Source organism: Luteibacter rhizovicinus DSM 16549 (assembly GCF_001887595.1).
GTDB classification, from domain to species: domain Bacteria; phylum Pseudomonadota; class Gammaproteobacteria; order Xanthomonadales; family Rhodanobacteraceae; genus Luteibacter; species Luteibacter rhizovicinus.
In genome coordinates, this window is record NZ_CP017480.1 from 152,485 (window position 1) to 177,548 (window position 25,064).

Consider the following 25,064-nt stretch of genomic DNA (forward strand, 5'->3'; position numbering starts at 1 on the left):
GAAAGCAGGGTCCGCAGCGTTCGGCCCAAAGACCAGACATAAAAAAGCCCGCGATCGCTCGCGGGCTTTTTCTTGCGCTGTAGCTACCCGAATTACTGGGCGGCGGCAGCGGCGGCCTTCTTCGCGACCTTGGCGGCAGCGGCGGCGGCCACGTCTTCCTTGATGCGGGCAGCCTTACCTTCCAGACCACGGAGGTAGTACAGCTTGGCGCCGCGGACCTTGCCCTTGCGCTTCACTTCGACCGAGTCGATAGCGTGGCTGTGGGACTGGAACACGCGCTCGACACCGGTGCCGTGCGAGATCTTGCGCACGGTGAAGGCGGAGTGCAGGCCGCGGCTGCGCTTGGCAATGACGATGCCTTCGAAAGCCTGGACGCGCTCGCGAGCGCCTTCCTTAACCTTGACGTTGACGACCACGGTGTCGCCAGGACCGAAATCCGGCAGCTGGCGGATGATCTGCTCGGCTTCGAACTGTTGGAGAAGTTTGTTCATGGCGCACCTGTCATCAATTTTCGTTACGGCGGTCGGAATCGGCCGCACCGTTTAGCCGTGCATATTCACGGCGGAATTCATCCAGCAATACCCTCGATTCCTCATCGAGCGCACGCTGCGTTAGCAAATCCGGCCGGCGTAGCCAGGTACGACCTAGCGACTGTTTGCGACGCCACCGGCGAATAGCCGAGTGATCGCCGGAAAGCAGCACCTCCGGCACGCCGCCCCAGGCATCGTGATGCTCGGGACGGGTGTAATGCGGGCAATCCAGCAGGCCATCCGAGAAGGAGTCCTGTTGGGCGGACTGCGCGTCGTTCAACGCACCGTCCTGAAGACGACCCACCGCATCGATGATCACCGCTGCAGCAAGCTCCCCGCCAGACAGCACATAATCGCCGATTGAGAGCTCCTCGTCGACCTCGTGCTGCAGCAGGCGTTCGTCCACGCCCTCGTAACGTCCACAGATCAGGGCAATTCGCGGCATATTCGCCAGCGCCTCGACCCTACCCTGTGTCAGCCGCGCACCTTGCGGGCTGAGGTAAATCACGTGCACCGGTTCCGGTGCCGCTTCACGAATCGCCGCGAGCGAGGCTCGCAACGGGTCGATCAGCATCACCATGCCCGGCCCACCGCCAAAGGGGCGGCCGTCCACGGTGCGATGCTTGTCGGGAGCGAAGTCACGAGGGTTCCAGGTTTCCACCTGCAACAACTCGCGGTGCTGCGCCCTGCCGACCACCCCGACCGCGGCCGACTGGCGGACGAAATCGGGAAACAACGAGACCACATCGATACGCATGATTGGGAATCGTTGCTCTAGAACTCGGGGTCCCAGTCCACCACGATGCGCTGGCCATCGAAATCGATGGAGTGCACGTAGGGGCCCTGGACGAACGGGATAAGTCGCTCCCTTTCACCGTCCTTCACCACCATGACGTCATTGGCGCCGGTAGCAAAGAGATGGTTCACCCGTCCCAGGACGACGTGCTCCGTGGTGACAACCTCGAGACCCTCGAGATCGGTCCAGTAGAACTCGCCCGGTGCGGGTGGCGGCAGCACGTCACGCGAAACGGTAATTTCGCAGCCGATCAGTGCCGTCGCCTTGTCGCGATCCTCGATGCCCGGAAGGGTGGCCACGAGGCCCTTACCTTGCGCGCGTCCGCGGATCCCGCCGATCTCCTTCTCCACGCCCGGCGCGGTCAGCAGCCAGGGCTGGTATTGGAAGATCTGAATACGGGGTTCGGTCCAGCTCTCGAGCTTGACCTGACCCTGCACGCCGTAGAGCCCGACAATGCGTCCGAGCCGGACGCGCTTACCGAGCCCTGTCGACATCAAGCAGCCAGCTTGCCGGCTTCCTTCACGAGGGCACGGACCTTATCGGTCAGCTGTGCACCCTTCGCGATCCAGGCCTGGACCTTGGCAACGTCGAGCTCGAGACGCTTATCAGCGCCCGAAGCGACCGGGTTGTAGTAGCCCACGCGCTCGATGTTACGACCGTCGCGCTTGTTGCGCTGGTCGGTCACGACGACGTGATAAAACGGACGGCCCTTGGCGCCACCGCGCGAAAGACGAATCTTAACCATATTACGAGCTCCAGAATTGCCGGTTGCCGGCAGACGCGCGCTAGATGCGGGCGTGGTAAACCCGGCATTTTAGCGAAAGTTGTAGAAAATGGAAGGGGTTCAGCGCATCGGCGGCATACCGCCGCCCATTCCGCCCATACCGCCCATGCCTTTCATCGCGCCACGCATCTGGCGCATGAGGCCCTTGCTGCCGCCCTTCGACAGCTTGGACATCATTTTTTCCATCTGCATGAACTGCTTGAGCAGGCGATTGACGTCGGCCGGCTGGGTGCCGGAGCCGCGAGCCACGCGGGCCTTGCGCGAACCGTTGAGGAGATCCGGGTGACGGCGCTCCTTCTTGGTCATCGACCCGATGATCGCGACCATGCGCTTCAGTTCGTTGTCGTTGACCTTGGATTTGACGTTGTCAGGCAGGTTGCCCATGCCCGGCAGCTTGTCCATGAGACCGGCCAGGCCGCCCATGTTCGACATCTGCTCGAGCTGATCTCGCATATCGTTGAGATCGAACCGTTTGCCCTTCATGACCTTTTCGGCCAGCTTCTGGGCTTTTTCCTGGTCGACCTTGCGCTCGACTTCCTCGACCAGCGACAGGACGTCGCCCATGCCGAGAATGCGCTGGGCCAGGCGATCCGGGTGGAACGGCTCGAGGGCGTCGGTTTTCTCGCCGGCACCCATGAACTTGATGGGACGGCCGGTGATGTAGCGCACCGACAGCGCGGCACCGCCACGGGCGTCACCGTCCGTCTTGGTCAGGACCACGCCGGTGAGCGGAATCGCGTCGGAGAAGGCCTTGGCCGTGCTGGCCGCGTCCTGGCCGGTCATCGAGTCGACCACGAACAGGGTTTCGATGGGATTGAGAGCGGCGTGCAAGGCCTTGATCTCGTCCATCATGGCTTCGTCGATGTGCAGGCGACCGGCCGTATCGACCAGCAGCACGTCCATCACTTCGCGGCGGGCGGCGGCAATAGCGGCCTTCGCGATGTCGACCGGGTTCTGGCCGGCTTCCGACGGGAAGAACGCGACATCGACCTGCTCGGCCAGTGTACGCAGCTGCTCGATCGCCGCCGGACGGTAGACGTCGCAGCTGACGACCATGACGCGCTTCTTCTTCCGCTCCTTGAGGAAGCGGGCGAGCTTGGCGACCGTGGTCGTCTTACCCGCACCCTGCAGACCCGCCATCAGCACGATGGCCGGCGGCGTGGCCGCGAGGTTCAGCTCGGTGTTGGCCACGCCCATGACGGTGGTCAGTTCGTCGCTGACGACCTTGACCAGCGCCTGGCCCGGCGAAAGGCTCTTGAGGACTTCCTGGCCGACGGCGCGGACCTTCACACGCTCGATCAGCGCCTTCACCACCGGCAAGGCCACGTCGGCCTCGAGCAGGGCGATGCGGACCTCGCGCAGGGTCTCGCGGATGTTTTCTTCGGTCAGCCGGCCGCGACCACGCAGGCGGTTGACGGTATCGGAGAGGCGTTGGCTGAGCGATTCGAACATGGCGAGTCGATGAATGCTGTAAACGACGGATTATAGCCGGACTTGGCCCCTGCCCGTACGACGGGTAATGCCAACGTGTCGCATTCACGCTTCCCGGCGGCTATGCCACACTCCGCGTCCATGATCGTCGCCATCCTCGCGCTCGCCGCCGTCGCCCTCTACCTGTCCGCTGCAGGCGTCCTCGCACGACCGCTGATGACGGGCGGTCAACCGTTGGCGCGCGTCGGCATGACGATGGCGACCCTGGCCGCGCTAGCCCACGCCGGACTGCTCCTCAGCGCCCATCGCGGCACGCTGGACCTGCATTTCTTCGCCGCCTTGTCCCTGGTGGCCTGGATCGCCTCCGCCCTCACCCTGGTGGTGAACCTGTCCCGTCCGGTGGCCGGGCTGGGCATCCTGATTTTTCCGCTGTCGGCGGTCTTCCTCGCCATGGACGCCTTCATTGCGCCGCGAACGGCGCCGGAAGCCATGACCTGGCAGATCGAGTTGCACGTGACGATCGCCGTGCTCGCTTTCGGCATTCTCTCGATCGCCGCGGCGCTGGCGATCCTCCTGGCGATCCAGGAGCGGGCGTTGCGGCGGAGCAAGTTCGGCCACTGGCTGCGCGCCCTGCCCCCGCTCACCCTCACCGAGGTGCTGTTGTTCCGACTGATCGCGGTGGGCTTCGTCCTGCTCACCCTGACCCTGGTGACCGGCACGCTCTTCGTCGGCAACCTGTTCAGCCAACACCTCGTGCACAAGACGGTACTGTCGATCGTGGCCTGGATCGTCTTCGGCGTGCTGCTCTGGGGCCGCTGGCGCTACGGCTGGCGCGGCACGCGCGCGGTGAACCTCACCCTGATCGGCATGGGCGTGTTGTTGCTGGCGTTTTTCGGGACGAAGCTGGTGCTGGAGTTGATCCTGCACCGCACCGGCTAAGCGCTGCGTTCTGTGGGAGCCGCTTCAGCGGCGATGGCTCCCGCGTCACCGCTCCGTTGGCTTTTCGCCGCTGAAGCGGCTCCCACATTCACCTACTCGCGGCAGGCGTCGATGGCTTGGGACAGACGCTCCACGCCGATGACTTCCATCTCGCCGACGCGGCCTTTCTTCGGCGCATTCGCTGCAGGCACCACGGCGCGGCGGAAGCCGTGCGTAGCCGCTTCCTTGAGACGCTCCTCGCCGTTGGGCACCGGACGAATCTCGCCCGACAGACCCACTTCGCCAAAGGCGATGGATTTTTCCGGCAACGGGCGATCACGCAGGCTCGAGAGCACGGCCATCAGCACCGGTACGTCGGAAGCCGTTTCCTGTACGCGGATGCCACCGACCACGTTGACGAAGACATCCTGATCGTAGGCGGCGATGCCACCATGCCGGTGCAGCACGGCGAGCAGCATGGCGAGACGATTCTGCTCCAGACCGATCACGACGCGACGGGGATTACCCAACGAGGACTGGTCGACGAGCGCCTGCACTTCCACCAGGAGGGGACGCGTACCTTCACGCGTCACCATGACGGCACTGCCAGGCGTGGGGCCCGCGTGCGAGGAGAGGAAAATCGCCGAGGGGTTCGGCACTTCACGCAGGCCTTTCTCGGACATGGCGAAGACGCCGAGCTCGTTCACGGCGCCAAAGCGGTTCTTGAAGGCGCGCAGCACACGGAAGCGGCTGCCGGATTCCCCCTCGAAATAGAGCACGGCGTCGACCATGTGCTCGAGGACGCGCGGGCCTGCAATGCCGCCATCCTTGGTCACGTGACCGACCAGGAAGACGGACGTGCCGGTTTCCTTGGCGAAGCGAGTGAGCTTCGCCGCCGACTCGCGCACCTGGCTGACCGAACCCGGCGCCGCGGTGAGCATTTCCGTCCAGATCGTCTGGATGGAGTCGATCACCAGGACGCGCGGTCGCGCGGCCATCGCCTGCTCGAGGATGCGTTCGATGCAGGTTTCCGCCAGCGCGTGTAGCGGCGCCAACGGCAGGTCGAGGCGTTGGGCGCGGGCAGCCACCTGGGAAAGGGATTCCTCGCCGGTGACGTACAGGCTGGGAAGCACCGCGCCCAGCGTACCGAGCATCTGCAGCAGCAAGGTGGACTTGCCGATGCCGGGGTCGCCACCGATCAGGACGACCGAACCCTCGACGAGGCCACCGCCGAGCACGCGATCGAGCTCACCGATGCCCGTGTGCGTGCGCGCCTCCGCAGTCAGCAGGACGTCGGTGAGCGCCGTGATCCTGGGTGCACCGGCGGCTGCGCCGGCGTAGCCGCCGCGCTGCGCGCCGATCGACACGACCGCGGCGGGCTTGGCCGACTCGACGACGAAGGCGGACAGGACATTCCAAACGCCGCATTCGGCGCATTGGCCCTGCCATTTGCTGTGCTCGGCACCGCATTCGGTACAAACGTAGGCGGTCTTGGCCTTGGCCATCGTGTCGTGGTCTTCCGGAAAGGGAGGGAGCTATATAACGCGACCGCGTCGCACGGAGCGATACGCAGGAAGCAAGGCAGCGATCAACTTTCGTCGTCGACGAAGAGTACGCGACGGGTCATGCCGCAGGTGAGGTCGTAGGAGATCGTGCCTGCGGCGGCAGCGACCGTCTCCACAGGAAGGCCCTCGCCCCAAAGTGTGACGCGGTCGCCGGTGCGCGCATCGGGGACACCACGCAGGTCGATCGTGATCAGGTCCATCGAGACGCGACCGACCAGTGGGGCGGCACGGCCGTTGATCAGGACCGGCGTTCCCGGTGTGGCACTCCGCGGATAGCCGTCGCCGTAGCCGATCGCCGCCACGCCGACGTTCATGTCCTCGGGGCACTCGTACGTGCCGTTGTATCCGACGCGCTCACCCTTCACGAGGCGGTTGATCGCCACGAGGCGAGTGGCCAGCGTCATCGCAGGACGAAACCCGAAGTCCGCGCCACTGCGACCTTCGACCACCGAGAGCCCATAAAGCAGACCACCCGTGCGGACCCAGTCGCCACGCGCATCGGGCCAACCCAATACCGCCGCGGAATTCGACAAGGCGCGCGGGCCCGCCAGACCTGCCGTCCCTTCCCGGAAGCGGGCGATCTGCAAGGCGGTCTCACGCCCCTCGAACTCTTCCGACGACGCGAAGTGAGTCATCAGTCCCAGCTCGCGATCGATGGCCGGCATGGCCAGCAAGGCGGCGTGGACTTCACGCGCACGTACCGGGTCGAAGCCGAGTCGATGCATGCCCGTATCGACCTTGATCCACACGCGCAACGGCCCGCGCAGCGGATCGGCCTTGGCAAGCCAGGGCAACTGGGCGTCGTGGTGGATCAGCGCATCCAGGCGGAGGCGCTGCATTTCCGCGATGTCAGAGGGGGTATCGGGGCCGGAGAGCACGACGATGCGCTGCCGGTGACCGGCGGCGCGAAGACGCAGGCCGTCGGCAATGGCTGCGACGGCGAAGGCTTCCGCCTCGCCATCGAGTGCGCGGGCCACACGCTCCAGACCATGCCCATAGGCGTCGGCCTTGACCACAGCCATGACTTTGGCGTCCCCCGCCAGGGCACGGACGCGGGCGAGGTTGTGGCGCAAGGCGCCCAGGTGGACGGTGGCAACGGTGGTACGACTCATGGGCTGGGACGCGGTGACGCTCGTAGAACGGACCACTCAGTCTATCCGCATCCACCGGGCAGCCGTGTGGCGCAGTCATGGCGAGCGCGGGCACCGGGTTGGTGCCCGCCCTCGCCGAGGTGTTACTTGGACAACTCGATCAGGGTCGAGGAGACCCAGCCCTTGTTACCCAGTTCGTCCTGCACTTCCCACATCATGCCGTCCTTGTTACCGGTGGGATAAAGCATCATGCCCGGGTCCAGCGTCCGCACGGCGGTGCCGGTGCCTTTCGCGTTCGCGAGCAGGCGACCCGGCTTGGCCACGGTAACGGCCTGCTGGGCGTTGCTGGCCGACGCATTGCCGTTGAGGCCGCCGAGCTGGCCGACCAGATCGCTATAGGCCTGCAGATAGGCCATGGTGATCAGCTGACCCATCTCGGTGTTCGCATAGCCACCCACGCCCGCACCGCCGACGCCGGAGCTGCCGAACAGCGCGCCCGAGGCGTTGATGCCCAGATCGGTCTTCTTGGCCTGGCCCTGGGCCATGGCGACCTGTTCGCTCGAACGCACGTCGGTGATCGTCAGCGTCACGTCGGCGGTCTTCGTCTTGAAGCTCACATTGCTGGCGATGCGGCCAACCTTGCTGCCCATCAGGCCGCCGAGCACGCCGCCGACGCCACCACCGGCTGCATCGTCGTTCTTCGAAATCAGGTCGGGAACCATGACGTAATCGGCCGCCTTGATCTGGCCCTTGCCGACGTTGGACTGGACGCGAAGCTCGCCGCTCGCACCGAGCGCACGCTCCTTCATCGCCTGGTCGAGACCGGCACCGCGGTCCACCAGGGTGAAGCAATGCGATTTGCTCACGAACACCTTGATCAGCTTCGACGGCGCCGGCAGCTGCTGCGCGGTCCACCAACTCACGCCACCTTCCGGCTCTTCCACGGCCAGCGTGCCCAGCGGCTTCGCGCAGGTCGGGATTTCGGTCATTTTCTCGTCGCGCAGCGTCTGGGCGCTCTTGACCTGCGCCTGGGCCGCCGGAAAGGCCATCGCCATCGTCATCAACGCTACTGCACCGGCGATGCGCCGGGTTCTCGTGCCTTCCATATCATCAAGCCCCTTAGTGATCCGTTGAGTCGAAACAACACCGCTCTTCCCGGACCAGGACGAAGAGCGGGAACATGCCCACGCGCACACGACGAAGAGACGGGTCTTCGCGGCGGTCATGGGTAAAGCCTGGATTGGCGCAATGAAGACATCCCCTGTCTGAGAGCCGGGCGATTCACGGCAACGTGGCGCATCCCCTGATGCGTCACTGGGCTGCTCTCGGCGAGCGCAACCCGTTCGTGCCAAATGGTAGCAAGGGATGATGACATGATCCACCTCGCCCGCCGGACAGCAAAACGCCCGGCGCGACGGGGCGGGGCATGGCCCATTCCGTCGCCCCGGGCGCCCTCCCGCACTTACTTCGCCAGATCGAAGTGCTCGGACGACAACCAGCCGCGGTTGCCATGCTCGTCGTCCACTTCCCAGATCGCGCCCACCTTGTCTCCGGTGGGATACACCGTCATGCCGGGATCGAGTGACCGAACCGCCTTGCCCTTCATGTTGGCGGTGGGAAACATGCGCGTGGCAACGCGTACCGTGCCGGACTGACGAGCATTGGCCGCCGACGCGTTACCGGGCATGCCGCCCATTTCGCCAACCAGCTTCGTGTAGGCATCCAGATAGGCCATGGTGATGACCTGACCGACCGTGGTATTCGCATAACCGCCGATGCCGGCGCCACCCAGTCCCTGGCTACCGAAGAATGAGCCGCCGGCGCCCAGGCCGATGTCGTTCTTCTCACCGTGCCCTTCGGTCATCGCCACCTGCTCGGACGAACGAACGTCGGTCACCGTAAGCACGACATCGGAGGTTTTCGAACTGATGTTGATCGCACCGACAAGCGCGCCGGCGCCGCCGCCGATGAGACCGCCTGCGAGTGCACTGAGCGAACTGCCGCCGGCATTGGCATTGGTCGAAACCAGATCGGGAACCATGACGTAGTCCGCCGCCTTGACCTGCCCCTTGCCGAGGTTGGCGCCGCCGCGAAGCTCGCCACCCGCCGCCAGCGCGCGCTCGCGCATCGCGGCGTTCATGCCCATGCCTCGGTCCAGCAGCGTGAAGCAACCGGACTTGTTGACGAACACCTTGATGAGCTTCGTCGGTGACGGCAACTGCTGCTGGGTCCACCAGTGCACGTCGCCCTCAGGCTCGATCACCGAGAGCGTGCCCAGCTTGCGCGCGCAATGCGGGATGGCGGCGACCTTGGCCACGTGCTCCTTCTGCGTGCGCGCAACGAGTGGATTCGTCGCAGTGCACGCCGACAACGAAACGGTGATGCCAAGCGCAAGCGACGCCAGCGAGGCGTGCCTGTGGGTGATTTTCATGATCGGTCCTGTCCTGTGCCACTCGAAAGAGCGCACGATGCTATCGACAGGACCGAGGTCCGTATGCGGGGAATTGTCCTAAAACGCCGTACGAATCTGGCAGTGCGGATCCTCAGGGTTGCCTATGCTCCGCACAGCGACATCGTCTGACAGCGACATCTAACGCGACGGTGTCGCCAGTGCTGCATCCACCGCACGCTGCGCAAGCGGCGCCATCACCGCATAGCCCTGCGCGTTCGGATGCAGGCCATCGTCAGTCAGCGTTCTGGCAAGAGCGGCACTCGCATCGGCCATGGCCGGGTAGTAATCCAGGAGGACCAGATGCTCGCGTGACGCATAGTCGCGAATCCAGCGATTCAAGGCGAGAATCTGGGCCGGCGGACGCCGCGTCGTCTGCGTTACATCGACATAGTCGCTCACCGGCAGCAGCGTGGCGATCACCACGCGTATGCCATGGACGCGTGCCAGCTCGGCCATAGAGGAAAGATTGTCTTCGGTCATCGCCAGGGTCGACGCGCCGGTATTCCCTGAAATGTCGTTCGTTCCGGCCAGGATCACGACGACACCCGGTTTCAGTGCAATCACATCCGCACGAAAGCGAACGAGCATCTGCGGTGTCGTCTGCCCGCTGATGCCGCGATTGATATAACCCTTCCCCGGGAAGAACTCGCCCACCGATCGTCCCCAGAAGTCGGTAATCGAATCGCCGAAAAAGACGACACGCTTCTCGCCCGGCTTGGGCGCCGGAAGGGCTGCGTTGTCCGCGGCGAATCGTGCGAGCAGCGGCCAGTCGTTCAGGCGCTGCTCGATGTCGGCGCGCTGGTCGGCGGTCGGGTTGTCGGGCAGCGAGATTCGAGCCTGCTCCGTCGCCGAGATGGCCGAGATCGCCGACCCGGCGAAGCCTATCGCCGCGAGAAACAGACTCGTACGCATGGCTACCACCTCGCTGTCAGGCCGTGCGACGACGGCGAGAGGAAACGACCTGCGCCAGACCCGTGACGACACCGGCGGCCGTGAAAATCCAGCCAAGAGACCACGAAGGATACGAGTAAACCATGGACGCTCCCGTCACTACGAAGAGGACTGCCATGGCGGGCTGGATGAGTCGCTGAGAACGATAGATGCCCTGGTTCCGCAAGGTCACCAGTTGAAGCTGGGCAATGTCCTCGGCCACGGGACGGCAGACCGCCGAGCACGCGAGGCCATTCGTCACGGATATCGCGCAGGCCGCGCACGCTCCTTTGAAGCAACACCTGCAAACGCCCACCGCTTCGGCATCGTGATGTACGAAACAACGCATGGTTCCATCCCCTGACGATAAGATCACCCCGGGCGGATAGTCGGTCATACGACCCGCGCCGTGCAACCTTCCGGAATGGCGTGGATCCCGACCTGGTCGCCTTGCTCCAGGCGAAGGCCCGCCGCCTCCTGCCAGCGATCTAGAACATCTCCATCCACGCATCGTCGACCGGCTCATCGAGCAGCACGCGACGATCGTCTTCATAACGATGCGTCACACGCCACGGTGCGTCCCGGCCCTGCCTGGGCAAGGCCGCTTCACCGCGCATCACGTAGCCGGACGTCAGTGCGTCGAGAATGCAGGTGTCCAACGCCTGACCAGACGGCGCTCGCGGCACCGCGACGACGGCCATGCGTTCGTCCATCCGTTGCAGCAGGCGACAGACATATTGCGCTGCAAGATCCACCTTCAGCGTCCACGATGCATTGATGTAGCCGAACAGCACGGCCGCGTTCGGCACACCGTCCAGCAGCACGCCCTTATAGGTCAGCAGGCGGCCGGGATCGCGAGCGATACCGTCGACATCGAGGGTCATTCCACCGAGGACCTGCACCTGAAATCCCGTGGCGGAAATGACGACATCCGCGTCGATGGTGGCACCGGATGACAACCGGACACCCGTCTCCGTAAAGCCAGCGACGGTATCGGTCCACACGGAGGCCTTGCCCTCACGCAGGACGTCGAACAGATCGTTGTCGGGCACGACGCAAAGTCGCTGGGTCCACGGATCGTACGTCGGCGAGAAATCGTCGAGGGTGGCCGCACCGTCGAGGCGGCGACGCACGCCAGCCAGAAGCAAAGCGCGCATGCGCCTTGGCCAGCGCATCGCGGCGCGATAGAGCAAACGCTGCAGCGCGATGTTGCGTCGACGCGCCATCGCATACACGACACCTGCCGGCAGCACATGAAGCAAGGCGGCGGACAAGGCATCGCGCGAAGGAACGGAAAAAACGTAGCCCGGTGAACGCTGGAGCATGGTCACATGCTCCGCCTTTTGCGCCAGCGCAGGGACGAGCGTGATCGCCGTCGCGCCGCTGCCGATGACGAGCACGCGTTTTGCCTCCCAATCGAGGTCGTCCGGCCACACCTGTGGATGGACGAAGCGTCCCTTATAGCGATCGAGGTCGGGAAACGCGGGAATGTAACCGCGGTCGTAGGCGTAGTAGCCCGTACAACCCACGAGAAAACCCGCTGTGAACACCTGTTCGTCGCCCTGCTCGTCGACAGCGGTGACCGTCCAGCGGGCGTCTACGGAAGACCATGAGGCGTGCGTCGTGCTCAGGCCGAAGCGGATCTTCGCCTCGATGCCGTAGTCGCGCGCCGTGGCTACGACGTACTCACGGATCGACGGGCCGTCCGCCAGTACCTTCAACTCGTTCCATGGCCGGAAGCCGTAGCCGAAGGTGAACATGTCCGAATCGGATCGCACGCCGGGGTAACGGAACAGGTCCCAGGTGCCGCCGATGGCGTGGCGGCGTTCGAGGATGCCCACCCGCTTTTCCGGGCAGGCCATCGCCAGTCGGCACGCCATGCCGATGCCGGACAGGCCGGCGCCGATGATCAGGACATCGTAGTGGTCGGTGGACATGCGCACCCCCGCGTGTGCGGGAACAGCGTACGCCTTTCAGGGGTGTCAGTCGAAGGTGCCTACGTAGGAATCCGGCGCCCAGTTCTCGAACTTGGTGTAGTGGCCGAGGAAGGCCAGTTTCACGGTGTCGGTCGGGCCGTTTCGCTGCTTGCCGATGATGATCTCGGCCAGGCCCTTATCCGGCGACTCCTTGTTGTAGTAGTCGTCGCGGTAAATGAACATGATGACGTCGGCATCCTGCTCGATAGCGCCGGATTCGCGAAGATCGGACATCATCGGACGCTTGTCGGCACGCTGCTCGAGGGATCGGTTCAACTGCGACAGGGCAATCACCGGCACGTTGAGTTCCTTCGCCAGGGCCTTCAGGCCACGAGAGATCTCGGAGATTTCCGTCGCGCGGTTCTCGCTGTTGCCGGGCACCTGCATCAGCTGCAGGTAGTCGATCACGATCAGCCCGAGGCCATGCTCACGCTGCAGGCGTCGCGAACGCGAGCGCATTTCCACCGGCGACATGGCCGGCGTATCGTCGATGAAGATCTTCGCGTCCGACAGCATGGTGATGGCCGAGGTGACACGCGGCCAGTCCTCTTCGGCGAGATCGCCGTTACGCAGGTGCTGCGCGTGCACGCGGCCGAGCGAGGAAATCAGACGGAAGGCCAGCTGTGAGGCCGACATTTCCATCGAGAACACCGCGACGGCCTTCTTGCCGCGCATGGCGGCGGCTTCGGCGAGGTTCAACGCAAACGCGGTCTTACCCATCGACGGACGCGCCGCGACGATGATGAGATCCGACGGCTGCAACCCGGAGGTGAGTTCATCCAGATCGGTGAAGCCGGTGGAGAGACCGGTGAGCTGGCCACGCTTTTCGTAGCGCTCGGTCAGCATGCGGAAGGCTTCGCCGACCGCTTCACGCACCGAGACGATGTCCTTCTTGCCGCGCGCACCGGATTCCGCGATGCGGAACACACGCTGCTCGGCCAGCTCCATCACTTCCTGGACGCTCTTGCCCTCGGGGCGGAATCCGTCCTCGGTGATGGACGTGCCGGCGTCGATCAGCATGCGCAACACGGACTTCTCGCGAACGATGTCGCCGTAGGCGCCAATGTTCGCCGCACTGGGCGTGGAGTTGGCCAACTCCATGAGGTAGCTGGCGCCACCGACCATCTCGGCCAGGTCGTTGGCGACGAACCATTCGCCGAGCGTGATCGCGTCGCAGGGCATCCCCTTGTTGGCGAGCTCGTTGATGGCCCGCCAGATGAGGCGATGGTCCTTGCGGTAGAAATCGTCGTCGGTGAGCTTGTCGGCCACCTTGTCCAGCGAATCGGGTGAGAGCATGAGACCGCCCAACACCGCTTGCTCGGCCTCGATCGAATTCGGAGGAATACGCAGCGAGTCGAACGGCGTGGGCTCACGACGACGCTTGCGGTCTCCGCGCTCACCGCGCTCGGGATTGAAGGACATGGAATACCTCGTGTTGCTGACGGCGCCCCTGGCCGGGACGGCCTGGCCGTGCGGCCATGATACGCGGGGATGTCTCACCCGTTGAGAGGATAAGTCTGTGGATAACCTGTGGGCGAAACGGGCCGGAACGAGCCCCCAAACGAAAACGGGCGCCTTTCGGCGCCCGCTTCCGAGGATCGCAGGGGGATCGGAGCTTACGCGCCGACCACCTTGACCTTGACCGTCTGCTGGATGTCGGCGTGGAGCACGACAACCGCGTCGTATTCGCCAACAACGCGATACGGGCCTTCGGCCTGGATCACTTCGCTCTTGTCGACTTCCAGACCCTTGGCGGTCAGGGCTTCGGCAACGTCGCGCGGCGTGACCGAGCCGAACAGCTTGCCTTCCGGCGAAGCGTTGACTTCGATCGTGACCTCGGCGCCGTCGAGCTTGGCGGCACGGGCCTCGGCACCGGAGAGCTGCTCCTTGGCCTTGGCTTCGTACTCGGCACGACGTGCTTCGAACGCTTCGAGGTTGGCGGCGGTCGCGCGAGCGGCCTTGCCAGTCGGAAGGAGGAAGTTACGGCCGTAACCCGGCTTGACGCTGACCTTGTCGCCGAGGTCGCCGAGGTTCTTCACCTTCTGGAGGAGGATGAGTTCCATGGTATTTCCTTACTTTTCGTTAGCACGGAATGGGCCCCGTGCAGCCAGGACGGTTGTCCGAAATGACTGAACCCAAACGCCCTCACCGGTAACGGGAGGGCGCAGGATGATCAGACGTCGTGGTTGTCGGTGTACGGCAGCAGCGAGAGGAAGCGAGCGCGCTTGATCGCGGTCGCCAGCTGGCGCTGGTAGCGTGCCTTCGTGCCCGTGATGCGGCTCGGGACGATCTTGCCGTTCTCGGTAACGTACTGACGGAGGGTGTTGAGATCCTTGTAATCGATCTCTTTGACGCCTTCGGCGGTGAAACGGCAGAACTTGCGGCGGCGGAAGAATTTAGACATGGCTGTGATCCCCGATTAGTCGTCGCTGTCGCGATCGTTGTCGTTGTCGCGACCGCCGCGACGATCGTCGCCGCTGTCGTCGTCGTCACGGCGACGCGAACCCTTCTGCTCGTCCTTTTCCTTGCTCTTGAGGATGAAGGACGGCTCGAGGTCGGCTTCGTCGCGGCGAACCACGAGGTGACGCAGGACGGCGTCGTTGAAGCGGAAGCCCGTCTCGAGTTCGTTCAGGGCATTCTGCGAAACCTCGATGTTCAGCATCACGTAGTGAGCTTTGGCGAGGTTGGCGATCGGGTAAGCCAGCTGACGGCGGCCCCAGTCTTCGAGGCGGTGGATCTTGCCGTTGTCGCCTTCGATCAGCGCTTTGTAGCGCTCGATCATGGCGGGCACCTGTTCGCTCTGGTCCGGATGGACCAGGAACACGACTTCATAATGACGCATGGTGACTCCTTGTGGATGCACCCCTTGCGGGGATGGCAGCCTCCCGCAACGTGCGGTGAGGCAAGAAGACCCCCCTTTAGGGAGAGCCAGCCGCGCATTGTAAGGAGAGATGGGGGGTTATCGCAAGGGTCGACGCCCTGGTGGGCGGATCGCCAGGGGCTGCAGCTGCCGGCAGGAGCCGATTTATCGGCGATCAGCGTCGGGCTACGCCGCTCCGTTGGCTTTTCGCCGGTGAATCGGCTCCTACAGTGGGCCGATGGCCCACACACCGCCGCTACGCGACGGTGAAGCTCTCGCCGCAGCCACATTCACCCGTTGCGTTGGGGTTGTGGAAGACGAAGGAGGCGTTGAGGCCCTGCCGCTGGAAGTCGATCAGGGTGCCTTCCACCAGAGGCAGGCTCTTGGGGTCGACCACCACGCGGATCCCGTCGATATCCATGACCTCGTCGTCCGAGGCGATGGCGCCAGCGAGGTCCACCACGTAGCCGAAGCCCGAGCAGCCCATCCGCTTGACGGAGAACCGCACGCCGGCGGCCTCGGGGGCCTTGGCCAGGAAGGCGCGCATGCGGTCGGATGCAGCAGGAGTGATCTGGATGCTCATGAAGACGTTTTTTTACCGTGGTATATCGGGAGAACGCTGCCGTTCACGTGGCCCTTACATTATCATGCAGGGTCGCGTCCCATGCGCCCTCTTTAAAGTGCGGTGCCTTTTCTGGAGTTTCAATCGATGACGGTGGTAAGCGTCAAGCAGGCTCTCGCAGGCGGCACGACCGCGGCGGAACACGAAGTCACTGTACGCGGCTGGGTCCGCACCTTGCGTGAATCCAAGGGCGGTCTGTCCTTTGTGAACGTGAGCGACGGCTCCTGCTTCGCCCCCATCCAGGTCGTCGCCACTGGCGATCTCGCCAACTATGAGACCGACGTCAAACGCCTTTCGGCCGGCGCGGGCCTCATCGTCACGGGCAAGCTGGTCCCCTCGCAGGGCAAGGGCCAGGCCTACGAGATCCAGGCTACCAAGGTCGAGGTGACCGGCTTTGTCGAGAACCCGCTGACCTACCCGATCCAGCCCAAGCAGCATTCCATGGAGTTTCTTCGCGAGGTCGCGCATCTGCGCCCGCGTACGAACCTCTTCGGTGCCGTGACCCGCGTCCGCCACACGATGATGATGGCGATCCATCGCCTGCTCACCGAACAGGGCTTCTTCTGGATCAACACGCCGATCATCACCACCTCGGACGCCGAAGGCGCCGGCGACATGTTCCGGCTGTCCACGCTGGACCTGGCCAACCTGCCGCGCGACGACAAGGGCGGTATCGACTGGCGCAAGGACTTCTTCGGCCGCGAGGCGTTCCTGACCGTGTCCGGCCAGCTCAACGTCGAGGCCTACGCCCTGTCGATGAGCAAGGTCTACACCTTCGGCCCGACCTTCCGCGCCGAGAACTCGAACACCACCCGCCACCTGGCGGAATTCTGGATGGTCGAGCCCGAGGTCGCCTTCGCCGACCTCAACGACATGGCCGACCTCGCCGAGCTGTTCCTCAAGGGCATTTTCAAGGCGGTCCTCGACGAGCGCGCCGACGACATGGCCTTCTTTGCCGAGCGCGTCCAGCCGGATGCCATCTCGCGCCTGGAAGCCTTCATCGACAAGCCGTTCGAGCGCATCCAGTACACCGAGGCGGTCGAGATCCTGCAGAAGTCCGGCAAGAAGTTCGAGCATCCGGTGGCCTGGGGCGTCGACTTGCAGACCGAGCACGAGCGCTTCCTCGCCGAGGAACATATCGGCCGACCCGTGGTCGTCATGAACTACCCGGAAGAGATCAAGGCGTTCTACATGCGTCTGAACGACGACTGTAAAACCGTGGCGGCGATGGACGTCCTTGCCCCGGGCATCGGCGAGATCATCGGCGGCGCCCAGCGCGAAGAGCGCCTGGACTATCTCGATCGCCGCATGGATCAGTTCGGCCTCGATAAAGAGGTCTACAACTGGTATCGCGACCTGCGCCGCTACGGCACCGTGCCGCATGCGGGGTTCGGTCTCGGCTTCGAGCGTCTCCTCGTCTACGTGTGCGGCCTCGCGAATATCCGCGACGCCATCCCCTATCCCCGCGCGGCAGGGAGTGCCGAGTTCTAAGAACCACGACCCTTATGCCCTCCTCCCCCGTACGTTCCCTGCTCCTCGCCGCCGCGATGCTCACGCTCGCGGCCTGCCACACGATGAAAGCCATCGTGCCGCCGAACTTCCGCCCGCCGGAGAATCCGTCGAACACGGTGGATCTCGCGCGCAAGGCACTCGACAACGCCACGCCCTGCTGCGGCAGCTTTGCCGACCTGTCCTACCAGGACATGCTGCCCTGGCAGCCGCAGCGCTTCTCGCTGGACAAGGACAGCCCGGTCGCCAACCTCAACGGCGACCGCAGCTACTTCCTGGCCTTCCGCCTGCCCGCCGGCGCACAGATGCCCTACACCGTCGCCATGAAAGCCGAACTCAATGGGCGCTGGCTGAGCTCGAGCTATCTGTTCGCACCCACGGTGGTACTGCTCGACGACGCCTTCCAGCCCTTGCACGCCGAAGACATCCAGCTCTGCGAGTACATGGGCTGGACCAGTGAAACGACGGGCGCCTTCGGCAAGTTCAAGGTCGAGGACGACAAGGCCCGTTACATGGTCGTCTATTCCTCGACCAAGCAGCAGAAGAGCCAGACCTACTGGGAGCAGTCGCCGAGCAACTTCTCGGCGGAGGCGCCGGTGAAGATGGCCGCTGCGGGCAGCTTCAAGATTCCGCACGGTCCCGATGGCGTGCTGTTCGTCGGTATGCAGAACGACACGTACAAGAAGGCGATCGGCAACGCCGTCTGCGACAAGGCCCAACCGGGTAATGGCGTGATCTCCACGATCCGCCAGGTGGTCACCACCGATATCCTGGGCGAAGGCAAAGACAAGAAAGACCCGTCCAAGAAAGAAAACGGCAGCTGATCGAGCATGCAGACCGCGGTCCTTCTCTACCTCCTTTTACTGCTCGGTGCGGTGGCGGCCTTCGTCTTCCACTTCATCGCGCAGTGGCGTTTCACGTCCCTGCTGCGCCAGCGCTATCCCGACCAGTGGAAGACGATCACCGAGGCCGACACCGGACGCCCGAATGGCATGGCCAACTGGCTGCGCATGCGCCGCGTACTGCGCTCCGATGCGCCGGCCCTGTTCAACGACGACGACCTCAATCGCTGGCAGCGCTGGTGGCGTCGTGCGCCGTGGCTCGCATGGCCGTGCTGGTTCGCCGCGATGGCGCTACAGTGGTGGGCGATGAGACAGGCCTGACAGGCCACCACCCAACCAGGGAGCACGCATGGATCTTCGCCTCACCGGTCGTCACGCGCTGGTCTGCGGCGCCTCCCAGGGCATCGGCCGGGCCACCGCCTTCGAACTGGCCGAACTGGGTGCCAACGTCACCCTGCTCTCGCGCTCCGCCGATGCGCTCATCGCCCTGGCCGCCGAATTGCCAGCGACCCATCCCGGACAGAAACACCGCCACGTGGCCGTCGACATGCTCGACACCGAGGCCCTGGCTGCGTCGATTGCCGGGGTGGTGCATCTCAATGCGGTCCACATCCTCATCAACAACAGCGGCGGGCCGCCTCCCGGTCCTGCCTCGCAGGCCGAGCCCGACGCCTTTCTGGTCGCCTTCCGCCAGCACCTCATCGCGGCACAGGTCATCACCCGCGCCTGCCTTCCGGGCATGCGCGAGGCGCGCTACGGGCGCATCGTCAATGTCATTTCCACGTCGGTCAAAGAGCCGATCCCCAATCTCGGTGTCTCCAATACCGTGCGCGCCGCCGTCGCCGGCTGGGCGAAGACGCTGTCGGCTGAAGTCGCACCCGACGGCATCACGGTCAACAACGTGCTCCCAGGCTATACGCGCACGCCGCGCCTGGAAGCCCTCGTCGAGGCCAGCGTCAAGGCCGGCCGTGGCCGCGACGAAGTCGAGAAAGGCCTGCTCGCCAGCGTTCCCGCGGCCCGCTTCGGCGACCCGGCGGAAGTCGCGGCGGTCATCGCCTTCCTCGCCAGCCCTGCCGCCGGCTACGTCAACGGGGTGAGCCTCACCGTCGATGGCGGTCGCACGCGTAGCCTCAACTGAGGCGCGCCATGCTGATCCTCGCCAACCTCATCGATGGCCAGTCGCGCGCGCCGCGCGGTGGTCGCTACCTCGACAGTGTGGACCCCGCCGTCGGCAGGCCGTTCGCGCAGTGCCCCGATTCCGACGCGGCCGACGTGGCCGAAGCCGTCGCGGCAGCGTCCCGGGCGGCACCCGGCTGGGCGCAAACCCCGGCCGAGGCGCGCGGTCGTTGCCTGCAACGCCTGGCCGACCTGATCGAATCCCGCCTGGAGACCTTCGCCGAGGCGGAATCGCAGGACAGCGGCAAGCCGCTCGCCCTCGCCCGCTCGCTCGACATCCCGCGCGCCATCGCCAACCTGCGTTTCTTCGCCGCCGCGGCCGGCCAGTGGAGCGGCGAGTCCCACGCGATGGAACAGGGCGCCATCAACTACACGCTGCGCCTGCCGCTCGGCGTGGTTGGCTGCATCAGTCCGTGGAACCTGCCGCTGTACCTGTTCACCTGGAAGATCGCGCCCGCGCTCGCCGCAGGCAATGCCGTCGTCGCCAAGCCGTCCGAAGTCACCCCCTACACCGCATGGCTGCTCGGCACGCTGGTCGCCGAGGCAGGCTTTCCGCCGGGCGTGCTCAACATCGTGCATGGCACCGGCCCGGCCGTCGGCGAAGCCATCGTGACTCACGATGCGGTCAAGGCCATCTCGTTTACCGGTAGCACGCGCACGGGCATCGCCATCGCCAGCGCCGCGGCACCGCGCTTGAAGAAAGTCTCGCTCGAACTCGGCGGCAAGAATCCCGCGATCGTCTTCGACGACTTCGATTTCTCCGAGGCGGCACTGGCGACGATCGTTCGCTCGGGCTTCGCCAACCAGGGAGAAATCTGCCTGTGCGGCTCCCGCCTGCTCGTCCAGCGAGGCATCTACGAACGCTTCCGCGAAGCCTACCTCGAGCGGGTTCGCAGGCTGCATGTCGGCGACCCGCAGGACGAGGCCAGCCAACTCGGCGCCCTGGTGTCGAAAGCGCATTTCGACAAGGTCACGGCGTGTATCGAACGCGCACGGGAGGAAGGCGGCACGTTGCTCACGGGTGGCGAACGCGTCCTCGTCGATGGCCGCTGTGCCGAGGGCTGGTTCGTCCAGCCGACGGTGATCGAGGGACTCGCCCCCGAGGCAGCAACGAACCAGGAAGAAATCTTCGGGCCGGTCGTCACCCTCATTCCCTTCGACACCGAGGCGGAGGCGCTGGCCATCGCCAATGGCACCCCGTATGGGCTGGCCGCCTCCGTGTGGACGCGCGATGTGTCACGCGCTCACCGCCTCTCGGCAAAACTCGACTTCGGCATCGTCTGGGTCAACTGCTGGATGCTGCGTGACCTGCGCACGCCGTTCGGCGGCAGCAAGCAATCGGGCGTCGGCCGCGAAGGCGGCACCGAAGCCATGCGTTTTTTCACCGAGGCCAGGAATGTCTGCATCGACCATGGGCAATGACGTCATCCGCACCGAGGGCGCGCCGGCGCCGGTCGGCGCTTACCCGCATGCGCGACGCGTCGGCGACCTGCTGTTTCTTTCCGGCGTGGGTCCGCGTGTGCCGTCGACCAACGCGGTGCCGGGGAATGTCGTCGATGCGGACGGCACGCTGCTTTCCTACGACATCGAAGCGCAGTGCCGGCAGGTGTTCGCGAACGTACGCGCGGTGCTCGAAGCCAGCGGCGCGCGCTTCGAGGATCTTGTCGATGTGACGGTGTATCTCACCGACATGGCGCGCGACTTCGCGACGTATAACCGGCTTTATGCCGAGGCGTTCGCGGGTGTGGATGCGTGTCGCACGACACTGGGCATTACCGCGCTGCCGACGCCGATCGCGATCGAGCTGAAGTGCGTGGCAGCGCTAGCTCGGTAGGAGCCGATTCATCGGCGATCGGGTGCTTGCCGAAACCTGGCCCGCTGCCGCGGGATCGCCGATAAATCGGCTCCTGCCGATCTGCGGTGCCCCCCTCCTACGGCGTCAGCGCCCGCGCACCCTCGAGGCAAACCCGCAGCATCTCCCCGATCACCATCTGCACCTGCGCCGCCTTCTTCGGCAGGTATTCGAACGAGTCCTCGTCCATGTAGTTGAGCTGGGCGAGTTCGAGCTGGATGGCATCCACGCCTTCGGCCGGACGGCCGTAATGGCGGGTGATGTAGCCACCCTTGAAGCGACCGTTCACGGCGAACGAGTAGTCTTCCTGGCGCTCGAGCACCGCCGTCACGCGCGCCTGCAGGCCGGGCGAGCAGCTGGCTCCGTCGGCCGTGCCCAGGTTGAGATCCGGCAGACGGCCTTCGAACAGCATCGGCACTTCGCTGCGGATCGAGTGACCCTCCCACAGCACCACGCGACCGAATTCGGCCTTCAGGCGCGCCAGCTCGCCGGCCAGGGCCTGATGGTATGGCTTCCACCAGCGCTCGACGCGGTCGGCGATGTCCGCCGCATCGGGCTCGGCGCCGGGGCGGTAGATCTCGCGGCCATCGAACAGCACCGTGGGAACCAGGCCCGTCTCATTCTTGCCGGGATAGAGCAGGTGTCCGTCCGACGGGCGGTTCAGATCGACCACGAAGCGGGACGCGAAGGGCTTGATGACGCTTGCCCCCATGTCGCGCGCAAAGTCGTAGAGCTCGGCTACATGCCAGTCCGTGTCCACCGAGCCCCGCGCCCGACGCTTCATGCGAGCAGCCATGTCATCGGGGATAGCGCTGCCGTTGTGCGGCAGGCTGACCAGGAGCGGCGCGGTGCCGCGATGAAGGGTGTAAGGAATCATGGGCAGAGTGTAGCGCTCATCCGGGGACACGATCGCCCATCAGGACCATCTCTTCGGCCGATGTCGGATGGACAGCCAGGGTATCGTCGAAGTCCGATTTACAGGCGCCCATCTTGATCGCCACGGCAAAGCCCTGGAGGATCTCGTCGACACCCGGGCCGAGCATCTGCATGCCGACGATCCGCGACTCCTTGCCCACGCAGATCAACTTGAACCGTGTGGTGATAGGCCGCCGGGCCAGCGCCAGCTGCATCGGCACGAACGACTGCTTGTACAGGTGCACCTCGGCGCCATAGGCCTCACGGGCCTGCTGCTCCGACATGCCGATCGTCCCCAGCGGCGGATGTGAAAAGACGACGCTGGGAATGTTCTGGTAATCGAGTTTTGCCTCCGGCTTGCCGCCGAACAGGCGGTCGACCAGCTTGCGCGCTGCCGCCACGGCCACGGGGGTCAGCGCCATTCGCTCGGTCACATCGCCAACGGCGTAGACGCCTTCCACATTCGTGTTCTGCCAGTCGTCGATCGCAATGTGACCGTCGGTTCCGGTGGTGGCCAGGCCGATAGCTCCGATATCCAGTGACGCGGTGTTCGCCTCACGGCCGACGGCGACGATGAGGGCGTCAAACGGACCGGGGTGATCGCCGCGATCGCAGTCCAGGAGGATCACGCCCTCCGCCTCGTGCGCGGCGACGATCTGGCATTCGTAGTGGATGCGGATGCCGTGCTGCTCCATCTCCTCGCCCAAGCCGTACGCCATCTCTTCGTCGAACCCGCCCATCAGGCGTCCGCGCACGTACATGTGCACGTCGCAGCCCAATGCGCGGAGCACGCCGGCCAGTTCGACCGCGATATAGCCGCCACCGATGATCGCCGCCCGCTTCGGGCAGGCCCGCAGGTCGAAGAAGCCATCCGAATCCATGGCCAGGTGAAACCCGGGCTTGGCGAGATGCTTCGCTTTCGATCCCGTCGAAATGATGATGTGCGGCGCCGTGAGTTCGCGCTCGCCGGCGCGGACCCGCCCCTTGGCGATGAACCGGCCGGTGTCACGCACGACGGTTACATGCCCCTTGTCGAGGGCCTGCTGATATTTACCGTGGATGCGCTCGATGTACTCCTCGCGGCGCTCGATGAAGCGAGGCCAGTCGAGACTGCCGGGCGTGTCGTGAAATCCGTAATCCATCGCGATGTACTGCGCTTCGGCCATCTGCGCGGCGTACCACATGGCTTTCTTCGGGACACAGCCGACGTTGACGCAGGTCCCACCGAGCTCGCCGGGCTCGATCAGCGCGACCTTCGCACCGTGCTTCGCGGCACGAATCGCGGCGGCGAGGCCGCCGGAGCCGCCACCGATCACGATGAGGTCGAAGGCTTCCACGGTCATGTGTCGCTCCAGCAAGGTCAATACGCCACCGTAGCAAATCCCGGGTGTTGTAGGAGCCGATTCATCGGCGATCCCGCGGCAGCGGGCCAGGGTGTAGCGAGCACCCATCGCCGATAAATCGGCTCCCACAGACGTCGGCTCTTACAGGTCGAAGCGCGATGGGGAATACGGTGTGGGATCCAGCACCGGTGCAGGGCCGGCAAGAAGGTTCGCGACCAGTTCGCCGGTCGCCGCCGACATGCTGATGCCAAGCATGCCGTGGGCCGTGGCATAGGTGAGGTTCGACCAACGCGTGCTCGGCCCGATGATGGGCAACTCGTCCACGCTCATCGGGCGCCAGCCCCACCATGGCACCATCTCGCCGCGACCTTCGGGTTCGTGCAGATACGTTGCCGCCCCCCGACGAAGCGCGTCGAGCCGGATGGGATTGAGCCCTTCGGCGAAGCCGGAAAACTCCATGGTGCTGCCGAGTCGGAAGCCCGACACCCATGGCGTCACGCAGACGGCGGCTTCGCGTAGCACGAGCGAATGCGTCGGCACGCGCTCGGGTGGCTGATCCCACGTCAGCGAATAACCCTTGCCCGGTTGCATCGGCAGACGGATATCCAGCAACTTGCCGACCAGGGGCGACCACGCGCCAAGCGCCATGACCACGCGGTCCCCGCTGAACACGCCACCCGTGGTGCGGACGTGGGAGATGCGCTCGCCATCGAAAACGAACTCGTCCACGCGCGCACCGGTTTCGATCGCGCCGCCGAGTTCACGGACGCGTCGCGCCAGTTCGGCCACGTAACGGTCCGGGCGCAGCCGCGCGTCACCCGGATGCAGGAGGCCACCCACCACGCCATCGCGCAGCGCCGGCTCGAGCGCGAGGACGTCATCGCCCTTCAGTACGCGAACGTCCATGCCCAACCGGCGCAACAGTTCGACGTGCGGGCGATCGCCCTGCATCGTCCGGCCGTCGCGATAGACGTAGAGCTCGCCGACCTCCTCGAATTCACACGCCATGCCTTCATCGGCGATGAGCTCGCCAAGCAAGGCGCGCGAACGATTGAGGAGCGCGCCGCGTGCCGCGCCGGCGTAGTGGTAATCGCGCCAGGTGCAGTGACGGGCGAAGTCGAGCATCCAGCGCGCCCGGGCGGGATCCGGCCGGGGATTGACGTAAAGCGGCGCATCACGGCGCAGCAGCGAGCGGAGCGCGGTGCCGACCATGCCCGGCATGGTCAGCGGGCCGGCGTGACTGGGCGTGATCGTGCCGCAGTTGCCGTGGGAGGCACCGTTGCCGGGCAGGCCCTGCTCCAGCACCCGCACGCTCGCCCCGGCCTTGAGCAGGTAAAGCGCGCAGGCCAGGCCGATCACGCCTCCGCCCATGATCAGAACGTCGCTTCGGGATCTATCCATCGACGAAGTTTAACGGTCGACCACGGCCTGGTGGCCTGTCCGTGAGATGAATTCGTGCTGTTTGCGAGGTA

Annotated in this window: 27 protein-coding genes; 8 read left to right on the forward strand and 19 right to left on the reverse strand. The window is 65.0% G+C overall.

Annotation, left to right across the window (positions count from 1 at the left end):
* Positions 1-92: 92 nt before the first annotated feature.
* The 5 genes from rplS to ffh form a co-directional block, all read right to left on the reverse strand.
* Positions 93-491, reverse strand: coding sequence for a 50S ribosomal protein L19 (rplS, locus tag BJI69_RS00775; protein WP_046981446.1), 399 nt, complete (start codon positions 489-491; stop codon positions 93-95).
* 13 nt (positions 492-504) lie between these two features.
* Positions 505-1,287, reverse strand: a complete 783-nt coding sequence (trmD, locus tag BJI69_RS00780; RefSeq protein WP_046981445.1) for a tRNA (guanosine(37)-N1)-methyltransferase TrmD — start codon at positions 1,285-1,287, stop codon at positions 505-507.
* 17 nt (positions 1,288-1,304) lie between these two features.
* A complete protein-coding gene (gene rimM, locus BJI69_RS00785; protein WP_046981444.1) occupies positions 1,305-1,820 on the reverse strand; it encodes a ribosome maturation factor RimM in 516 nt (171 codons plus the stop codon).
* A complete protein-coding gene (gene rpsP, locus BJI69_RS00790) occupies positions 1,820-2,071 on the reverse strand; it encodes a 30S ribosomal protein S16 (RefSeq protein WP_046981443.1) in 252 nt (83 codons plus the stop codon). Before rpsP ends, rimM begins: the two co-directional genes overlap by 1 nt.
* 99 nt (positions 2,072-2,170) lie before the next feature.
* Positions 2,171-3,562 carry a signal recognition particle protein gene (gene ffh / locus BJI69_RS00795; protein WP_071924819.1) on the reverse strand — a complete coding sequence of 464 codons (1,392 nt, stop codon included), beginning with the start codon at positions 3,560-3,562 and terminating at the stop codon, positions 2,171-2,173.
* Positions 3,563-3,682: 120 nt separating this feature from the next.
* On the opposite strand from ffh, the gene BJI69_RS00800 reads away from it, so the two are divergent.
* Positions 3,683-4,480 (forward strand): cytochrome C assembly family protein, encoded by a 798-nt coding sequence (locus tag BJI69_RS00800; protein WP_046981441.1) that lies wholly within the window; start codon positions 3,683-3,685, stop codon positions 4,478-4,480.
* Positions 4,481-4,572: 92 nt separating this feature from the next.
* Here BJI69_RS00800 and radA read toward each other — a convergent pair whose 3' ends face one another.
* The 5 genes from radA to BJI69_RS00825 form a co-directional block, all read right to left on the reverse strand.
* Positions 4,573-5,964 (reverse strand): DNA repair protein RadA, encoded by a 1,392-nt coding sequence (radA, locus tag BJI69_RS00805; protein WP_046981440.1) that lies wholly within the window; start codon positions 5,962-5,964, stop codon positions 4,573-4,575.
* A gap of 83 nt (positions 5,965-6,047) precedes the next feature.
* On the reverse strand, positions 6,048-7,136 hold the full coding sequence (gene alr, locus BJI69_RS00810) for an alanine racemase (RefSeq protein WP_046981439.1): 1,089 nt from the start codon (positions 7,134-7,136) through the stop codon (positions 6,048-6,050).
* Between the two features lie 122 nt (positions 7,137-7,258).
* On the reverse strand, positions 7,259-8,176 hold the full coding sequence (locus BJI69_RS00815) for a CsgG/HfaB family protein (protein WP_244890726.1): 918 nt from the start codon (positions 8,174-8,176) through the stop codon (positions 7,259-7,261).
* A 401-nt stretch (positions 8,177-8,577) separates the two neighbouring features.
* On the reverse strand, positions 8,578-9,546 hold the full coding sequence (locus tag BJI69_RS00820) for a CsgG/HfaB family protein (RefSeq protein WP_071924821.1): 969 nt from the start codon (positions 9,544-9,546) through the stop codon (positions 8,578-8,580).
* Between the two features lie 159 nt (positions 9,547-9,705).
* Entirely contained in the window at positions 9,706-10,479 is a 774-nt protein-coding gene (locus BJI69_RS00825; protein WP_046981374.1) for an SGNH/GDSL hydrolase family protein, read from the reverse strand.
* Here BJI69_RS00825 and BJI69_RS22175 point away from each other — a divergent pair.
* Positions 10,478-10,861 carry a hypothetical protein gene (locus BJI69_RS22175; protein WP_125902950.1) on the forward strand — a complete coding sequence of 128 codons (384 nt, stop codon included), beginning with the start codon at positions 10,478-10,480 and terminating at the stop codon, positions 10,859-10,861. The two genes, BJI69_RS00825 and BJI69_RS22175, sit on opposite strands and share 2 nt — an antisense overlap.
* A gap of 124 nt (positions 10,862-10,985) precedes the next feature.
* Here the strand turns inward: BJI69_RS22175 and BJI69_RS00835 are convergent, their stop codons facing one another.
* The 6 genes from BJI69_RS00835 to BJI69_RS00860 form a co-directional block, all read right to left on the reverse strand.
* A complete protein-coding gene (locus BJI69_RS00835; protein ID WP_046981372.1) occupies positions 10,986-12,434 on the reverse strand; it encodes a flavin-containing monooxygenase in 1,449 nt (482 codons plus the stop codon).
* A gap of 45 nt (positions 12,435-12,479) precedes the next feature.
* On the reverse strand, positions 12,480-13,895 hold the full coding sequence (locus tag BJI69_RS00840; RefSeq protein WP_075019284.1) for a replicative DNA helicase: 1,416 nt from the start codon (positions 13,893-13,895) through the stop codon (positions 12,480-12,482).
* Positions 13,896-14,089: 194 nt separating this feature from the next.
* Positions 14,090-14,536, reverse strand: a complete 447-nt coding sequence (rplI, locus tag BJI69_RS00845) for a 50S ribosomal protein L9 (protein WP_046981371.1) — start codon at positions 14,534-14,536, stop codon at positions 14,090-14,092.
* 110 nt (positions 14,537-14,646) lie between these two features.
* Entirely contained in the window at positions 14,647-14,877 is a 231-nt protein-coding gene (gene rpsR, locus BJI69_RS00850; RefSeq protein WP_029214018.1) for a 30S ribosomal protein S18, read from the reverse strand.
* Between the two features lie 15 nt (positions 14,878-14,892).
* Positions 14,893-15,315 (reverse strand): 30S ribosomal protein S6, encoded by a 423-nt coding sequence (gene rpsF / locus BJI69_RS00855; protein WP_046981370.1) that lies wholly within the window; start codon positions 15,313-15,315, stop codon positions 14,893-14,895.
* A gap of 274 nt (positions 15,316-15,589) precedes the next feature.
* Positions 15,590-15,916, reverse strand: a complete 327-nt coding sequence (locus tag BJI69_RS00860; RefSeq protein ID WP_071924823.1) for a HesB/IscA family protein — start codon at positions 15,914-15,916, stop codon at positions 15,590-15,592.
* 126 nt (positions 15,917-16,042) lie between these two features.
* Here BJI69_RS00860 and asnS point away from each other — a divergent pair, with 126 nt between their 5' ends.
* The 6 genes from asnS to BJI69_RS00890 are packed head-to-tail and all read left to right on the forward strand — an operon-like array spanning position 16,043 to position 21,316.
* Positions 16,043-17,446, forward strand: coding sequence for an asparagine--tRNA ligase (gene asnS, locus BJI69_RS00865; RefSeq protein WP_071924824.1), 1,404 nt, complete (start codon positions 16,043-16,045; stop codon positions 17,444-17,446).
* Positions 17,447-17,460: 14 nt separating this feature from the next.
* The gene (locus BJI69_RS00870) at positions 17,461-18,288 is read left to right on the forward strand and encodes a MalM family protein (protein ID WP_046981366.1); all 828 of its coding nucleotides are present in this window, start codon (positions 17,461-17,463) and stop codon (positions 18,286-18,288) included.
* Between the two features lie 6 nt (positions 18,289-18,294).
* Positions 18,295-18,627 (forward strand): hypothetical protein, encoded by a 333-nt coding sequence (locus tag BJI69_RS00875; RefSeq protein WP_071924825.1) that lies wholly within the window; start codon positions 18,295-18,297, stop codon positions 18,625-18,627.
* 28 nt (positions 18,628-18,655) lie between these two features.
* Positions 18,656-19,444: an SDR family oxidoreductase gene (locus BJI69_RS00880; RefSeq protein WP_046981367.1), complete on the forward strand. Its 789-nt coding sequence runs from the start codon at positions 18,656-18,658 to the stop codon at positions 19,442-19,444.
* Between the two features lie 8 nt (positions 19,445-19,452).
* Entirely contained in the window at positions 19,453-20,904 is a 1,452-nt protein-coding gene (locus BJI69_RS00885; RefSeq protein ID WP_046981368.1) for an aldehyde dehydrogenase, read from the forward strand.
* On the forward strand, positions 20,894-21,316 hold the full coding sequence (locus tag BJI69_RS00890; protein WP_046981369.1) for a RidA family protein: 423 nt from the start codon (positions 20,894-20,896) through the stop codon (positions 21,314-21,316). Before BJI69_RS00885 ends, BJI69_RS00890 begins: the two co-directional genes overlap by 11 nt.
* 97 nt (positions 21,317-21,413) lie before the next feature.
* On the opposite strand, the gene hutG is transcribed toward BJI69_RS00890, so the two are convergent.
* The 3 genes from hutG to BJI69_RS00905 all read right to left on the reverse strand — a co-directional run bounded on the left by hutG (position 21,414) and on the right by BJI69_RS00905 (position 24,993).
* Positions 21,414-22,211 carry an N-formylglutamate deformylase gene (hutG, locus tag BJI69_RS00895; RefSeq protein WP_071924826.1) on the reverse strand — a complete coding sequence of 266 codons (798 nt, stop codon included), beginning with the start codon at positions 22,209-22,211 and terminating at the stop codon, positions 21,414-21,416.
* Positions 22,212-22,227: 16 nt separating this feature from the next.
* Complete coding sequence (gorA, locus tag BJI69_RS00900; protein WP_125902951.1) at positions 22,228-23,592, reverse strand: glutathione-disulfide reductase; 1,365 nt, start codon at positions 23,590-23,592, stop codon at positions 22,228-22,230.
* A gap of 141 nt (positions 23,593-23,733) precedes the next feature.
* Positions 23,734-24,993: an NAD(P)/FAD-dependent oxidoreductase gene (locus BJI69_RS00905; protein WP_046978470.1), complete on the reverse strand. Its 1,260-nt coding sequence runs from the start codon at positions 24,991-24,993 to the stop codon at positions 23,734-23,736.
* Between the last annotated feature and the right edge of the window lie 71 nt (positions 24,994-25,064).

Bases quoted from the DNA above. Each gene is read 5' to 3' on its own strand.
- asnS (WP_071924824.1), top strand. From the start codon at position 16,043: ATGACGGTGGTAAGCGTCAAGCAGGCTCTCGCAGGCGGCACGACCGCG.
- gorA (WP_125902951.1), bottom strand. From the start codon at position 23,592: ATGACCGTGGAAGCCTTCGACCTCATCGTGATCGGTGGCGGCTCCGGC.
- hutG (WP_071924826.1), bottom strand. From the start codon at position 22,211: ATGATTCCTTACACCCTTCATCGCGGCACCGCGCCGCTCCTGGTCAGC.
- trmD (WP_046981445.1), bottom strand. From the start codon at position 1,287: ATGCGTATCGATGTGGTCTCGTTGTTTCCCGATTTCGTCCGCCAGTCG.
- radA (WP_046981440.1), bottom strand. From the start codon at position 5,964: ATGGCCAAGGCCAAGACCGCCTACGTTTGTACCGAATGCGGTGCCGAG.
- BJI69_RS00905 (WP_046978470.1), bottom strand. From the start codon at position 24,993: ATGGATAGATCCCGAAGCGACGTTCTGATCATGGGCGGAGGCGTGATC.
- BJI69_RS00890 (WP_046981369.1), top strand. From the start codon at position 20,894: ATGGGCAATGACGTCATCCGCACCGAGGGCGCGCCGGCGCCGGTCGGC.
- rplS (WP_046981446.1), bottom strand. From the start codon at position 491: ATGAACAAACTTCTCCAACAGTTCGAAGCCGAGCAGATCATCCGCCAG.
- BJI69_RS00825 (WP_046981374.1), bottom strand. From the start codon at position 10,479: ATGCGTACGAGTCTGTTTCTCGCGGCGATAGGCTTCGCCGGGTCGGCG.
- BJI69_RS00835 (WP_046981372.1), bottom strand. From the start codon at position 12,434: ATGTCCACCGACCACTACGATGTCCTGATCATCGGCGCCGGCCTGTCC.
- rpsP (WP_046981443.1), bottom strand. From the start codon at position 2,071: ATGGTTAAGATTCGTCTTTCGCGCGGTGGCGCCAAGGGCCGTCCGTTT.
- BJI69_RS00885 (WP_046981368.1), top strand. From the start codon at position 19,453: ATGCTGATCCTCGCCAACCTCATCGATGGCCAGTCGCGCGCGCCGCGC.
- rplI (WP_046981371.1), bottom strand. From the start codon at position 14,536: ATGGAACTCATCCTCCTCCAGAAGGTGAAGAACCTCGGCGACCTCGGC.
- BJI69_RS00880 (WP_046981367.1), top strand. From the start codon at position 18,656: ATGGATCTTCGCCTCACCGGTCGTCACGCGCTGGTCTGCGGCGCCTCC.
- rpsR (WP_029214018.1), bottom strand. From the start codon at position 14,877: ATGTCTAAATTCTTCCGCCGCCGCAAGTTCTGCCGTTTCACCGCCGAA.
- alr (WP_046981439.1), bottom strand. From the start codon at position 7,136: ATGAGTCGTACCACCGTTGCCACCGTCCACCTGGGCGCCTTGCGCCAC.
- BJI69_RS00815 (WP_244890726.1), bottom strand. From the start codon at position 8,176: ATGACGATGGCGATGGCCTTTCCGGCGGCCCAGGCGCAGGTCAAGAGC.
- BJI69_RS00800 (WP_046981441.1), top strand. From the start codon at position 3,683: ATGATCGTCGCCATCCTCGCGCTCGCCGCCGTCGCCCTCTACCTGTCC.
- BJI69_RS00875 (WP_071924825.1), top strand. From the start codon at position 18,295: ATGCAGACCGCGGTCCTTCTCTACCTCCTTTTACTGCTCGGTGCGGTG.
- rimM (WP_046981444.1), bottom strand. From the start codon at position 1,820: ATGTCGACAGGGCTCGGTAAGCGCGTCCGGCTCGGACGCATTGTCGGG.
- BJI69_RS00820 (WP_071924821.1), bottom strand. From the start codon at position 9,546: ATGAAAATCACCCACAGGCACGCCTCGCTGGCGTCGCTTGCGCTTGGC.
- BJI69_RS22175 (WP_125902950.1), top strand. From the start codon at position 10,478: ATGGCTACCACCTCGCTGTCAGGCCGTGCGACGACGGCGAGAGGAAAC.
- rpsF (WP_046981370.1), bottom strand. From the start codon at position 15,315: ATGCGTCATTATGAAGTCGTGTTCCTGGTCCATCCGGACCAGAGCGAA.
- BJI69_RS00860 (WP_071924823.1), bottom strand. From the start codon at position 15,916: ATGAGCATCCAGATCACTCCTGCTGCATCCGACCGCATGCGCGCCTTC.
- ffh (WP_071924819.1), bottom strand. From the start codon at position 3,562: ATGTTCGAATCGCTCAGCCAACGCCTCTCCGATACCGTCAACCGCCTG.
- BJI69_RS00870 (WP_046981366.1), top strand. From the start codon at position 17,461: ATGCCCTCCTCCCCCGTACGTTCCCTGCTCCTCGCCGCCGCGATGCTC.
- BJI69_RS00840 (WP_075019284.1), bottom strand. From the start codon at position 13,895: ATGTCCTTCAATCCCGAGCGCGGTGAGCGCGGAGACCGCAAGCGTCGT.